The organism is Stenotrophomonas sp. STEN008 (assembly GCF_056760435.1).
The window spans coordinates 1-13509 of sequence record NZ_JBRRET010000062.1 but is presented as its reverse complement, the minus strand read 5'-3'; the positions used below and the strand labels follow the sequence as shown (position 1 = coordinate 13509).

Genomic DNA, 13509 nt, shown 5'->3' with positions numbered 1-13509 from the left:
GCTGTCCACCACCCAGCACGAGACCACCCTGACCCTGGGCCATCTCAAGGGCGGCCAGGACAACGTGCGCGAGGGCGAGCGGGGCTTTGGTGTGGAACTGTCCACGCAGGCACAGGGTGCACTGCGCGCCGGCCGTGGCCTGCTGCTGACCACCGAGGCGGGCACGCCGCAGCTGGCGGCGCCGCAGGCACTGAGCCAGTTGCAGGAAAGCCAGCAGCTGCTGCAGCAGCTGGCCGAGTCGGCGGCCAACCAGCAGGCACAGCTTCCGAGTGATCCCAACGAATTGCCGGTGGACACGACGCTGACCGAACTGCAGGAGACCCTGCGCGCGACCCACAGTGGCAGCGCGGCGGGCAGCATCGCCGGTGGCGACGGCGAAGCGCCGGGCTGGAGTGCGCCGGTCCTGCTGGGCAGTGGCGTCGCCGGCGTGCTGAGCCTGACCCCGGCCGACCAGGTGTGGGTCAGCGGCACGCACACCACGCTGGCCAGCGGCGTGGCACTGAACTGGATGACCCAGGGCTCACTGACGATGGCCGTGGCCGGCGGCCTGGTGCTGTACACCGCTGGCATGGAACCCAGCGGCGAGAGCCCGAACCAGGAGCGCGGGATCGCGCTGCATGCGGCACAGGGCAGGGTGAGTGCGCGTGCGCACAAGAACCAGGCGATCGTGGCGGCCAAGACGCAGGTACGCATCGCCAGTACCGAAGCGGACGTGCAGCTGTCGGCACCGAGCAAGCATCTGCTGGCGACGGCGGCCGGCGCCTACATCCGGATCGAGGGCGACAACATCGAACTGGGCGCGCCGGGCAAGGTGGAGTTCAAGGCAAGCCAGAAGGAATGGCTGGGGCCGGCGAGTGTGGTGGGGGAGGTGAAGGTGCCGGGTGGTCGGTTCAGAGGCTGTGAGTCACACCTGAACGCCGCAGTACGTCGGCAGGAGGGATACGCCGATGTCGGTTGAATCGTTGTGCGAACAGCTGATCACCATCGACCACAGCAGTGCGGGTCAATGCCATCTGCTGATGCAACCGGCTGAAGATCGGTGTGATCTGGACGACGCCTTCGACGCGTTGCTGGGATTGGTTGGAGTAGAGCCGATCCCGGTTGCCATTCGACAGATACCGTCGGCCTTCTGGCCGTCTCTGATTCCTCTCGATCTGGACAGAGGCATGCACTCCCTGCTGTCCGGGCACGCAGTGGCAATGGCGATGGCACAGCGCTCGGTGCAGTCGTTGCTGACCGCACACCCTCAGCGTGCATGCGCGTGGATATGGACGCCTATGCTGACACGACAGCTAGCGAACCAGCTTGCCGAGCGCGCGGTCGCGCACTGCCCGCATGCACAGGGCCAGAAGCGGTGGCTGCGCTTCTACGATCCGATGGTGACGGACCTGTTCTTGCGATGCTCCTCGCATCCGCAACGGGCGTTTCGGTTTGAAGGTGTCACCACGTGGATGTTCCTGGATCGATGGGGAGAGTGGGCCATCAGCAACCCCGTCGCGCCTGCAATGCCCGGTGACCCTGCTGTGCCTTGGCCGGAGGTGGAGAGCATTGGCGCACTGAACCAGATGTGGATTCGCGCGCTGCAAGCCGGAAGTCCGCCGGATCGCGCCACGCTCGCGCAAGTGCAGCGCAGTGTTGGAGAGGGGCGCCGTCACGGTGTGTCCAGTGGTACTGATCTGGATCTGTTCGCCACGCATGCGCTCCGGATCGGGCCTCATTTTCAGAGGCATCCCACGATCCAGGCATTGCTGGCGAAGATCGCGCAGGGTGAACGGTACAGCGAACTCGCATGGCGGATTGAAGACACGGAGTGGAAGGACATCCGCATCGCGGCGCCCACACACGCGAGTGCGATCAAGGGAGACGAGTCACATGACGCACGATAGCAGAGACAGGTACGACCCAAACAGGCCCTTCACGGGTGAAAGCAGTGTGGGGATCCGCAGCAAGAGCGGTCCAGACATCGTCGATCTTCCGGCGGTTACCGCCACACTGCCGGACGAGACAGAGAAATCAGCCTGCGACGTCTGCCGCTCCACCGGGCTGGCCATCCTGCCGGTGCGCTACACGGTAGTGCCTGCCAGCTGCAACGTGGGCCTTGGTGGCCTGTCGCCCGCACATGCTAGCGATGTTGATGTCAGTGCGGCGGAATACACCTACGCGCTCAGAACCATGCGCCAGGGTCTCCTGTACCTGTACTACGAGCAGGGCCCCTACGGTCCGGAATATTGGGAATGCTACGCCATCGCCGAGAACGGCACCCTGTGGCGACAACCCACCGCCTACAGTGCGCGGGCCATCGCAGGAGGTGGCCTGCCGAGCTGTGGCCGTAGTGGCCACGATCCGATGCGTACGGAGTTCATCACTATCCAGCGCCCGCATCTGTGCGGGACGGTCTGGCTCGCCTACTCCCAACACCCTTGGACAGCAGCGACACTGGAGCGCTACGGAGCTGATGCGGCCCTGCGCGCCGAGCGGATGCAGCCGATCGAGCCTGCCAGATGGATCACGTCGGCGAGCGCGGAAGGCGATCAAGCGCCATTGAAGGATGCCACCGGGCTGGCCTCGATCATGGAGTATCGATGGCTGGATAACCCCTCAGGCGATCCACCAGACCTTCCATATAGCGGTGCGCTCCCGGTTGCCTCCAATCCGGACGGAGCGCTTCGCAAGGCAAGGCTGCACGCGCATGGCACGCGTTACCCCTGGTCGCGGCGGGATTATCCTCGTAGCGAAGGTGCCGACCCGCGTCAACAGCGTTTTGAACGTCTGCAGAAACACAGCAGCAACGGGCGCATCGGCGGTGATCGCCAAGAGTACCGGCCCATGCTGCTGGGCCTGTGGGATGCGGTTGGCGTCGTGCACGAGCTCAGCGGCTACTGCAATGACCTGGTTGCCTGCATCAACGAGGTCAAGAGCGAGCGTGAGCTGGAAGTCAGTGCTGTTGACCAGATCGAACAGATCTCGCGCCTGCTGGAGTTCAATGGTGCGGTAATGGCAAAGAACTACGCGTACCAGACGGTGCGCGAGGTGGAGCGTCAGCGTGGTCTCAGCAATCCCTCGCTTCGCCCATGGGATCCCAAGGTTGAGCTTTCCGAGGAGGAAAAGCAGGAACTCGCGCAGGAATATGAGCGCCAATTCCTGCCGCTTTATCTGCAGGATGCCCAGGACGCGTGGAAGAACAAGTACTGGCCGCTGATTGACGAGCCGCGCTTCGCCGCGTTCAAGAAGAACATGGATGCAATGACGCAGCTGGTACTCGACCGGATGGCACCCAAGATGCGTGTGCTGGTTGCTTGGCTCCGCCATGATCTACTGCTGGTGACGCTGGAGGACTTTGATGGTCAATCTGCGGCGCACGGAGTGTGGTTTGAGGAGATCATCACTGAAGCGATTGCGGTGCTTGGCATGCACGAGATCGGCCGGGCTTTGCTGACTGAACTGGCCGACGACATAAAAGTTACCGGAAGACAATCCCTGCTCTGGCGAGTCATCGCGAAGAACCAGAATGAGCCACGCGAGGAGCTGGAGCAGACACTCACGGCAGCACAGGTTTGTGCTAACACAATTCTTGAGGCGGCCGGCACAAGCTGGGCGGCGTTTGTCGCAGGCACCGCACACCTGAAGTCGTTCCTGGCCCATTACCGCAAGCTGGAGGCAGCGCAGAAAGAAGCAGTGCCATCAACTGCCAGTGCCCGCATCCTTCGCGACAGTGGTGTTGATCGCTTCGTCACCACCGCAGGTGCTTACCTTCTGAATCGATTCCCGATGAAAGGTATCCAGGATACCGCCGGCAATGCCATGGTTCGCGTTGTTCTTCTGACACGGGCGTTGATGGAGCGCGACGAGGCGATCAGCCTGGTGGCCGAAGAGCTGAGCAGCGGCCAGCAAGGCAAGCGCTACTTCCTGGAGCGCATCCAGTTCTATCGCGCCAAGGGCAGCGCGCTGCCGATGCAGTTCGCGCTTCGGGACCTGGAACTGCACCACGGTGCGCAGGCGATGCGCAAGCGTTGGCAGGCCGCGGCAGAGAGCAGCCGCAATATGGTGCGCCTGAACTCACTGACTGGCGTGCTGGAGATGGTGAACTTCATTCATCTGGCAACTAAGGTCGATAAGGGCACGCGCGACTATGCGACGTTACTAGCGTCCGGGATGTCGCTTGTGGCTGTGTATACCGGTGTACATGAGGCTGTGGCGAAAGAGTTCTTTGGTACGGGCAGTGACAGTGCCATACGGATGAAGGTTGCCGGGAGTGTGATGGCGGGAGCGGGTAGTTTTATTGGGGCGTACTACAGTTTTGCGGATGCAAAAACTGAACTTGAAAGAAAGAGTTACGCGGCCTACGTCCTTCTGAACATTCGAGGTGCGACTGCGGTGGCCATAGGTGCTTCTCAGTTCCTGACCGCGCTTGCCTACTCCGCCCCTGTGATTGAGAGGAGTACCGGACGTAACTCACTTAGTTTGGGTCTCAGGGGGTTAAGAGCTGGACTGGAGGCGGCAGCTGCGGTAGACGGCGCCGAAGTGGTTGCGTCGCAAGCGATGAAGCGCATCGGCCTGTGGATGTTGAGACTGGGTGGATGGCAGGTCGGCTTGGCGGTTCTGGCTACTGAAGTGCTCATCTGGGCTCTAAGCCCCAACGACTTGGAGAAGTGGTGCATGAGTAGTGCGTTCGGGAAACGTTCTGCTGGAATGGAGCCCAAAGGGTTGTCCGGCGGGAAGCACTATGCCAACGCCCAGGATCAGCAGGTAGCCTTTGATAAGGCTATCGGCTCCGTTTCTGTGAGGTCGCGATGACAGTTGAACTGAAAGTAAGAGCTGTTGAAAACGGCCCGCTTGAAACCAAGACCGGCGTTATTTCTCATCTGCGCACCCAGCGCACTGCGGAGAATGTGTTTTGGCGAAATGGAGATCGCGAGGGAATGGCCGCCAGTGGTGCTGTTGCTGCTGCACTGGGTCTGAGTGGTCCTGCAGCGGGCATGGCAATGATGTCCGTCGAGGAAATGAAAGAGCCCGTTTCCAGAGTCGAATTCCGGATCGGCGATCTGACCGTGAAAGGTTTGCTGTGGAATTGGCCTTTTGAGGAAGGAGATCTGGTGCGAGTCGTGGGGCGTCGGAACGCAGACGGGACGTTTATTGCCGTCTCTGTTCTGGATGAGCGAAGAAGGTTGATTGTCTCCTATCCGTACGTCACTGCTGGGAGTCGGGCGCATTGGATCTCGGTTTTCAGATACACGGCGATGATTTCATTGCCGATATGCACGTTGTTCACAATTGGGATTGGTATGGCTTCTATTGATGTTATGGATGACGGATGGTTGTTGCTGAAGTTGTTGTTTTGCATATTCATTGGACTTTTACTTATCTCTGCCACTGTCGGGATTCGCATAGGCTGTCGACTTCATCGATTTTCTAGGTTGGCCGACGCCATATTCGGTTCGCTTGGCTGGAGCGACGGCAAGGGCGTGAATCTCAGGGTAATTACAAAAATGAAAAGAAGTCCGGGTGATCACGTTGCACTGGGTGACACCTACTTCAGGTACTGAGAGTGCTTTGTTATGGATGCTGCTGGCGGCAGACCACTATCAGCCTGTGGGCGGCGAGTGCCTTGCGGAGATTCTGGTGAATACTCAACGTCGATTGCACACGCCTGGCAAAGTGCAGCTCGAAACAGATGCTGGCGTCATTTCCAGCCTGCGGGTCAGTCATGTGGTGCAGCACGTCTTCTGGCGCGATGGTGATAGCGAAGGGATGGCAGCAACTGGTGCCTTCGCAGCTGCGCCAGGCCTCAGTGGGCCAGCAGCAGGCATGGCGATGATGCCTGCGGAGGAAATGGAAGAGCCCGTTACCAAGGTTGAGTTCAGGCTTGGTGAAATGGCTGTGGAAGGGCTTCTCGGGAACTGGCCCTTCAACGAGGGTGACATTGTTCGAGTTGTCGGCACACGAAACAGCGAAGGAAGATTCTTTGCTATTTCAGTTCTCGACGAGCAGAAGAGGTTGATCGTCTCCTACCCACACGTTAGTGCTGGCACGATAGCTCATTGGATTGTAGTGCTGAAGCTATCACTGCTTATTTCGATTCCTTGGTGGGGTATTATCATAGGTTGGTTCGCCTGGATGACCTCTGCACCATTCTATTTTTTGGTTCGGTCGTACTTGATTGGTGTTATCATTTTCTGTGCAATTGGGTATCGAATTGGCCGTAGGTTTGTTTGCTACACCAAGCTTGCGGATTCAGTTTTTTCTGCGCTTGGATGGAGAGGGGCGAGGCGAATAAATCTTCGTAGAGTGACTAAGAGGAAGCGTCAGCCGGGCGACCATCCCGCCCTGGGCGACACCTATTTCAGGTACTGATCAGCAGCTCCTCTCTCCAGACCTTGCCAGCAAACCGTACAGCCCTACCGTGCAGCCGCAATCGCCTTCACCCGCGCCCTGGCCAATGCTTCACCAATCGCCGGGCCTTTCAGGTGCGTCGTATCCAGATCCCGTGCCTGTACCGATAGCGCCGCCTGATGCAGGCGCTTGAGCGTTTCGCCCTGCGGGTAGTCACTGTCCTCGAATCCCAGCCGTCCGCGCTTGTCGGCCTCGCAGCACACTGCGATGCGCGCGATGCGTTCGGGCCGGCGCAGCGCGTCGCAGCGACCGAGCAGTTCCAGCACGGTGGCATCGCGGAGCTCGTCGATGCGGTGCACGTTCAAGTGCTCACGGCAGACCGCTTCCGCCAGCTGCTGGTGTTCAGCCGGGACCTTCAAGCGGGCGCACAGCGCCTTCAGCGGCGTGATGCCGCGCTGCTCATGCATGATGTGGCGCGGCCATTCCTCCGGCGGGGTGAGGCCCTTGCCGAGATCGTGGGTGAGCGCGGCGAAGCCGACCAGGTCATCGCCCGGGGCCAGTGCCGCTGCCATGTCACTGACCATCTCCTGGTGCAGGCCGGTGTCGATTTCCGGATGGAACTCGGCACGCTGCGGAACGCCATACAGCGCTTCCAGCTCGGGCAGGACCGGGCCCAGTGCGTGCGCCTCGTGCAGGGTGCGCAGGAACGCCGAAGGCCGTTCGCTTGCCAGCGCCCTTCGTAGTTCCTGCCAGACGCGCTCTGGTACCAGCGCGTCGAGCTCACCGCTGGCAGCGACCTCGCGCATCAGCGCCATGGTTTCGGGGGCAACGGTGAACCCCAGCGGGGCAAAGCGGGCCATGAAGCGGGCCGCGCGCAGCACGCGCAATGGATCTTCAACGAAGGCAGGACCGACGTGGCGCAGCACGCGCTGCTTGATGTCACCCACGCCGCCGTAAGGATCGACCAGCGCACCGCTGTCTTCGTCGCAGGCAATGGCATTGATGGTGAAGTCGCGGCGCTGCAGGTCCTCTTCCAGCGTGACCGCCGGATCGGCATCGACCACGAAACCGCGATAACCGCGGCCAGATTTGCGCTCGGTGCGGGCCAGGGCGTATTCCTCACCGGTCTGCGGATGCAGGAACACCGGGAAGTCCCGACCCACGGCGCTGAAGCCCTGCGCTTCCATCTGCGCGGGCGTGGCACCGACCACCACCCAGTCGCGGTCGCCGGCGGGACGCTGCAGCAGGCGGTCGCGCACGGCGCCGCCGACAAGATAGATCTTCATGGCGGGGATGATGGCATGCCCGGCGCGCAGAGCCGAATCAGTCGCCGCCCTGGCCCGCGTCCGCCGGACAGCTGAAGCTCTTGCGCTTGTCGACCAGGCGTCCCATCAGGCGGTCGCTCAGCGGCAGGGCGTCACCGTTGAGGCGCCAGTCGTAGATCACGCTGAAGGCCAGCACGCGCGCGACGTACTCGCGCGTTTCCTTGTAGCTGATCGTCTCGATCCACAGGTCGGGATCGAAACCGGGGCGCTGGCTCTGCCAGCGTGCCGTCGGCGTCGGACCGGCGTTGTAGGCGGCGATGGTCACATAGGGCAGGCCGTCGTACTTGTTCATCAGCTGGCGCAGGTAGGCGGTGCCGATGGCGATGTTGGTGTCGGGGTCGTAGAGGCTGTCGGCACCGCCGTAGCCGGTCAGGCCGATGGACTTTGCCACGGCGGCACCGGTGGCCGGCAGCACCTGCATCAGGCCCATCGCATTGGCAGGCGAGCGCGCGCGCGGAGTGAAGATGCTTTCGGCGCGGATTTCCGCAGCGACCCAGGCCGGATCGATGGCATTGCGCGCCGATTCGCGGCGGATCGTGGCGTCATGGTGCAGGGGGAAGCGCAGATCGTACAGGCGCTGTTCCTGCGGCTGCTTGCCGAGGGAGAACACCGCGCGGTCGAACCAGCCGTTGTCCTGGGCCACCCGCACCGCCAGTCGGCGCTGGGTGTCATCGAAGCGCGACAGCGCGCTGTTCCATTCGGCCACCGCCCAGCCGGCGCGATCGATCTGGAACAACGCCACTGCGCGCTGGATGGCAGGATCACGAGCCACTGCGGCCTTGGCTTGTTCGCTGTCGTTGGGTTTCCAGGGGCACAGCGTGTAGCCCTGCTGAAGCTTGTCGGCCGCGAGGAAGCCGTGGAAGGTGGGCGTGCGCGCGGCCTCCCGGAACAGCGACTTTGCCTGCTGTGCCTGCCCGGTCTTCTCCAGCATGCGTCCTTCGTAATAGCGCCAGCGAGGATCGTTGCGCTGTTTCGGCCCCATCTTGCGGATTGCTGTCAGGGTCGCCGGCCAGTCGCCACGCGACATCGCTTCGCGCACGCGCCATTCATGCAGGCGCTCGTCGTAGGCGGCGTCGGGGACTGCATTGAGGCGCCGCGCGGAGTCAGGCAGGTAGGAGGCAACCGTCCACAGCGCGATCTGATAGCGCACTTGGGCCTGCTGCTCGGCACTCAGGCCCAGGGCCTGCGCGTACTGCGGCAGCTGCTGCTCGGTGGCATCCGGATCGGCCTTGGCCAGCTTGACCAGGCCATCGGTGGCGATGCGCCGGCTGCGATCGTTGCGCGGCCAGTTCAGTGCGCTGGCATTGGGCTTGTCGACGAACGCAGCATAGGTGTTGGCCAGCGCCAGGTCGGCAGCGGGAAGCCCACGCGCGGCGCTGCGCATCACCGCCGGCTGCTGCGCGTCGGCGGCCGCGTCGATGCGCTCCCAGCGCAATGCGTCGCTCAGGCCCCCCTGGGCCTGCAGCACGGCGAACACCGCATCGCAGCCGTCGGGCAGTGACTTGCCGTTCCGGCGCCACAGCTCCTGGGCGTCGCTGATCCATTGCGGATCCACGCCGCCGGTCACCTGACGCGCGGTCAACTGCGCACAGCGCAGGCCGAGATTGTCGGTAGGCGCCCAGTTGGCGAGCAGGGTGGGCCAGTCCTGCCGGCGTGCCACCGAAGGCAGCCACACGCTGCGGAAGGTGGTGGCCACGGCCTGGCCCTCGTAACGCTTGAGGAAGGCCTGCGCCTGCGCGGTGTCGACCGTGTCGATGTTGCGCCGCAGATTGGCGTACTCCAGCCAGCCATAGGCCGGATGGCGGCTGAGCGCGGCGGCCTGGCCGGGATCGAACTGGCCGCGTTCGGCAGCTGCGATGGCGGCTTTGAGCTGCGCGTTCTGGGCATCGAGGGACTGGGCACCGGCGCAGCCGATCAGCAGCAGGGAGGCCAGCGGGAGCAGGGACAGGGCGGTCGAAGAGCGTCGGGTCATGGCGCCAGCATAGCGGGCACTGGCTGAATTCAGTTTCGCATCGCGTGCACGCCAGACAAAGGCAACGGCGGCTGAATGCAGGTGCATGCAGCCTCTGCCGCAACGGCGGGATGCCGGCGTAACGTCAGAGCCGGGCGAACCGCCCGGCTGCAGGGAGCGGCACATGGCGTTCAGTAGCGCAGGAAGGAATGGCCCGCTGGCGGAGATCAATGTCACGCCATTGGTGGATGTGATGCTGGTGCTGTTGATCATCTTCATCGTGACCGCACCGATCGTGGCCCGGCCGATCGCAGTGCAGTTGCCGCAGGCGACCGATCGCGTGGTCGCCCGGCCGGACCCGCCGCCGCCGATCGAACTGCGTCTGGATGCAGCCAACCAGCTCAGCTGGAACGGCCAGCCCCTGGCCATTGCCGATCTGCAGTCGCGCCTGCAGGCGCAGGCGGGTAAGTACGCCGGCAACCTGCCGGAGCTGCGCATCGCGACCGATCCGGCGGCCGAGTACGAAGGGATGGCACGGATCCTGGCGGCGGCCGAGGCCACCGGCATGGAGCGCATTGCGTTCGTGCGCTGAGCAGCGGACGAGGGGCTGTCGATGCACAGCCCCTCCACCAAGAGTGCTTTGGAGCACTCCGCGGATGCCGGCACCTGCTGTCGCAACAGGCGCGTGGTCAGCGCGCCAAGGCTGGAACACGACACACAATCTGTCGCTATCTGATGCGATTGCCCGTCAATCGCGTCAAGCCCGCGTGAAAGGGTGTCGGTCATCACGCCGTGATTTTGACTACTTGTTTACAAAGGAGACGCTGCCGCCATGCAGGAGGGGCGTACGGCAGCCAATGTCCCGACATTCCTTTGGAGAGAGAGCGAATGAATCACCTGCACCACCGCCCCCTGGCGGTTGCCGTCGCCCTGTGCGTGACTGCCCTGGCACCGCTGGGCGCCGCCGCACAGTCCACCACCAACCTGGACGCGGTCGAGGTCACCGGTACCCGCATCAAGCGCGCTGAAGTGGAGGGCCAGGTTCCGATCCAGACCCTGACGCGCGGCGACATCGAGCGCACCGGCCTGAGTTCGATCGGCGAAGTGCTGCAGCAGCTCACCGGCTCCGGTTCGGCGCTCAATGCCAAGTTCAATTCGTCCGGCAACTTCGGCTTCCCCCCGGATGGCAGCGGCGTCGGTGCGGGTTCGGCGCAGGTCGATCTGCGCCACCTGGGGGCCAAGCGCGTGCTGGTGCTGGTCGATGGCATCCGCTGGGTCAATGAGTCTTCGGCGTCGGGTGTCGGCGCCGCGACCGATCTCAATACCATTCCGCTGGCCATCGTCGAGCGCATCGAAGTGCTGGAAGACGGCGCGTCGTCGCTGTACGGCTCCGATGCCATCGCCGGCGTGGTCAACATCATCACCCGCCGTGATTTCGATGGCGGCCAGGTGACCCTGAACTACGGCGAATACAGCAAGGGCGACGGCACGCAGAAGGGCGTGGACCTGGCCTGGGGCAAGAGCGGTGATCGCTTCAGTCTGTTCCTCGGCGCCAGCTGGACCAAGCAGGATCCGGTGTATGCGAAGGACCGTGAACAGTCGCGCTTCCCGATTCCCGGTACCGGCCTGGCCTTCGGCAGCGGTGCCATTCCGCAGGGCCGCTTCGCCTTCGTCGACCCCAACACGGGCGCGCAGCAGAACATCGTGCCCAACACCGGCGTGAGCAATCCACGCTATGACGGCAGTGCCGGCTGCAACCGCACTGACGACTACCACTGCTTCACCAGCGCTGACCGTTTCAACTTCGCCGAGTACAACATGGTGCTGACGCCGTCGGAGCGGAAGGGCCTCTTCGGTCAGTTCCGCTTTGACATCACCGACAACGTGCAGTGGTACGTCAAGGCACTGGGCAACCGTCGCGAGTCGACCAACCAGGCTGGCCCCGAGCCGCTGTTCTTCGGCCCCGATGGCGCCACCGGCAATCCGCTGGCCGACAACATCACCATCTCGGCGCTCAATCCCTACAACCCGTTCGGCTTCGACCTGGTGTCGTCCGGCAACATGAGCCTGGTCGGCCGCCGCCCGGTGGAAGGTGGCGCGCGCGTGTTCGAGCAGGAGGTCAACACCACGTACTTCGCCACCGGCCTGGTCGGCAACTTCCAGGCGGCCGACCGCAGCTGGTTCTGGGACGTCAACGGCATGTACAGCAAGAACAAGGCCGAACAGACCAACTACGGCAGCTACAACATCTACAACGTCAACCTGGCGCTGGGCGATCCTGCCGCATGTGCGGCGACGCCGGGCTGCGTGCCGCTGAACATCTTCGGCGGTGCCGGTTCCATCACCCCGGACATGCTGCGCTGGATCCAGCCGGTGGTACGCGACCGCAGCCAGAACGAGCTGAGTCTGTTCACCGCCAATCTGTCCAGCGATCTGTTCAACCTGCCGGCCGGCCCGCTGTCCTTCGCCACCGGTTACGAGTACCGCAAGTACGAAGGCTGGTACCAGCCCGACCCGTTGACGGTGATCGGTCACTACAACGGCGTGCCGTCGCAGCCGACCTCCGGCTCGTACGACGTCAATGAAGCCTACCTGGAACTGAGCGTGCCGATCTTCGCCGATTCGGCACTGGGCAAGAAGCTCGACCTGAGTCTGGCAGGCCGCTACTCGGATTACTCCACCTTCGGTGGTGAGTTCACGCCCAAGTACGGCCTGCGCTGGCAGGTGACCGATGACTTCGTGCTGCGCACCACCTATGCCGAAGGCTTCCGCGCGCCGTCGATCGGCGAACTGTACGGATCGGCCGCGCGCGCGGACCTGCAGCTGTTCGATCCGTGCTCGATCGGCCTGGGCGGCACGCCGCCGCGTGGCAGCGCCGCCAACTGTGCCGCGCTGGGCGTGCCGGCCGGCTTCCAGCAGGCCAACTCGCAGATCTCGGTGACCACCGGCGGCAACCGCGAGCTGGAACCGGAGCGTTCACGCAGCTTCAGTGCCGGATTCGTCTGGAGCCCGTGGTTCGGCAACAACACCTCCTGGTCGGAGCGCTTCGACGTGGAAGTGACGTTCTACCGCCACAACATCGATGGCGCGATCCAGGCGATCAACGCGCAGACCCAGCTGGACCTGTGTGTGGATACGCTGGATCCGGTGTACTGCGATGGCATCACCCGTGCCAGCACCGGCGCGGTCAGTAGCTTCAACAACCGACTGACCAACCTGGGCTCGATCAAGACCGATGGCTGGGACGTGGACCTGTTCTGGACCCTGCCGCAGACCTCGATCGGCCAGTTCAAGCTGGGCTGGAAGAACACCTTCGTCGGTCGTTACGAGGCCACCGGTGCGGCCGGCCAGCGGCAGCCACAGAAGCCGGGCGTGGAAGTGGCCGACAGCTCGATTCCGGAATGGACCAGCAACGCCAGCATCGGCTGGACACTGGACAACTGGAGCGCGAACTGGACGGTGCGGCACATCTCCGAGTTGACCGAAGACTGTGGCGACGCCGTGGCGTTCCCGGTGTGCAGCAACCAGGTGGCGGGCACCAACACGCTCTCGGCGACCACCTTCCATGATCTGCAGGTGGGTTACAGGATCGACTGGATGAAGGGACTGCAGCTGACCGCTGGCCTGAACAACGTGTTCGACAAGGATCCGCCGATCTGCCTGTCGTGCTCGCTGAACGGCTATGACGCGTCGACCTATGACATTCCGCGTGGCCGCTACTGGTACATGCGCGCGGACCTGCGGTTCTGATGTGATGAGGGGGCAGCGCCGGACACTCCGGCGCTGCCTTGCGGGTGTAGCGCCCCGCCCCAGGGCGGGCCGGCAAGCGCGGGGGGGGGGGGCCCCGGCGCGGGTCAAAAACCCCCCGGGGACCGGACCGCGCCCGTGGGGGCCACCCCCGGC

General features: G+C 63.5%; 9 protein-coding genes. 7 read left to right on the top strand and 2 right to left on the bottom strand.

The genetic code is table 11. The features are described from left to right. From ACVOME_RS18090 to ACVOME_RS18070, 5 genes are all read left to right on the top strand, one after another. Nucleotides 1–958, top strand: a 958-nt coding sequence (locus ACVOME_RS18090) for a DUF2345 domain-containing protein (protein ID WP_481505365.1), incomplete at its 5' end; no start/stop codon positions are given. Next, a complete protein-coding gene (locus tag ACVOME_RS18085; protein ID WP_481505364.1) occupies nucleotides 948–1886 on the top strand; it encodes a DUF4123 domain-containing protein in 939 nt (312 codons plus the stop codon). The genes ACVOME_RS18090 and ACVOME_RS18085, both read left to right, overlap by 11 nt. Continuing rightward, nucleotides 1873–4794, top strand: a complete 2922-nt coding sequence (locus ACVOME_RS18080) for a T6SS effector BTH_I2691 family protein (RefSeq protein WP_481505363.1) — start codon at nucleotides 1873–1875, stop codon at nucleotides 4792–4794. Before ACVOME_RS18085 ends, ACVOME_RS18080 begins: the two co-directional genes overlap by 14 nt. Next, the gene (locus tag ACVOME_RS18075) at nucleotides 4791–5543 is read left to right on the top strand and encodes a putative type VI secretion system effector (protein ID WP_481505362.1); all 753 of its coding nucleotides are present in this window, start codon (nucleotides 4791–4793) and stop codon (nucleotides 5541–5543) included. The genes ACVOME_RS18080 and ACVOME_RS18075 overlap by 4 nt, the downstream gene beginning before the upstream one ends. Then, complete coding sequence (locus tag ACVOME_RS18070) at nucleotides 5503–6351, top strand: putative type VI secretion system effector (RefSeq protein WP_481505361.1); 849 nt, start codon at nucleotides 5503–5505, stop codon at nucleotides 6349–6351. Before ACVOME_RS18075 ends, ACVOME_RS18070 begins: the two co-directional genes overlap by 41 nt. Before the next feature lie 44 nt (nucleotides 6352–6395). Here the strand turns inward: ACVOME_RS18070 and ACVOME_RS18065 are convergent, their stop codons facing one another. Both ACVOME_RS18065 and ACVOME_RS18060 read right to left on the bottom strand, forming a co-directional pair. Continuing rightward, complete coding sequence (locus ACVOME_RS18065; RefSeq protein ID WP_481505360.1) at nucleotides 6396–7616, bottom strand: multifunctional CCA addition/repair protein; 1221 nt, start codon at nucleotides 7614–7616, stop codon at nucleotides 6396–6398. A 37-nt stretch (nucleotides 7617–7653) separates the two neighbouring features. After that, a complete protein-coding gene (locus tag ACVOME_RS18060) occupies nucleotides 7654–9627 on the bottom strand; it encodes a transglycosylase SLT domain-containing protein (protein WP_481505359.1) in 1974 nt (657 codons plus the stop codon). Between the two features lie 163 nt (nucleotides 9628–9790). Between ACVOME_RS18060 and ACVOME_RS18055 the strand changes: the two genes are divergently transcribed. Both ACVOME_RS18055 and ACVOME_RS18050 read left to right on the top strand, forming a co-directional pair. After that, nucleotides 9791–10198, top strand: coding sequence for an ExbD/TolR family protein (locus tag ACVOME_RS18055; RefSeq protein WP_053519873.1), 408 nt, complete (start codon nucleotides 9791–9793; stop codon nucleotides 10196–10198). 296 nt (nucleotides 10199–10494) lie between these two features. Next, a complete protein-coding gene (locus ACVOME_RS18050) occupies nucleotides 10495–13356 on the top strand; it encodes a TonB-dependent receptor (RefSeq protein ID WP_065181748.1) in 2862 nt (953 codons plus the stop codon). The last annotated feature ends 153 nt before the right edge of the window (nucleotides 13357–13509 follow it).

Excerpts from the sequence above, each read along its gene's own strand:
- ACVOME_RS18065 (WP_481505360.1), bottom strand. The coding sequence starts at position 7,616 with ATGAAGATCTATCTTGTCGGCGGCGCCGTGCGCGACCGCCTGCTGCAG.
- ACVOME_RS18060 (WP_481505359.1), bottom strand. The coding sequence starts at position 9,627 with ATGACCCGACGCTCTTCGACCGCCCTGTCCCTGCTCCCGCTGGCCTCC.
- ACVOME_RS18050 (WP_065181748.1), top strand. The coding sequence starts at position 10,495 with ATGAATCACCTGCACCACCGCCCCCTGGCGGTTGCCGTCGCCCTGTGC.
- ACVOME_RS18055 (WP_053519873.1), top strand. The coding sequence starts at position 9,791 with ATGGCGTTCAGTAGCGCAGGAAGGAATGGCCCGCTGGCGGAGATCAAT.
- ACVOME_RS18075 (WP_481505362.1), top strand. The coding sequence starts at position 4,791 with ATGACAGTTGAACTGAAAGTAAGAGCTGTTGAAAACGGCCCGCTTGAA.
- ACVOME_RS18085 (WP_481505364.1), top strand. The coding sequence starts at position 948 with ATGTCGGTTGAATCGTTGTGCGAACAGCTGATCACCATCGACCACAGC.
- ACVOME_RS18080 (WP_481505363.1), top strand. The coding sequence starts at position 1,873 with ATGACGCACGATAGCAGAGACAGGTACGACCCAAACAGGCCCTTCACG.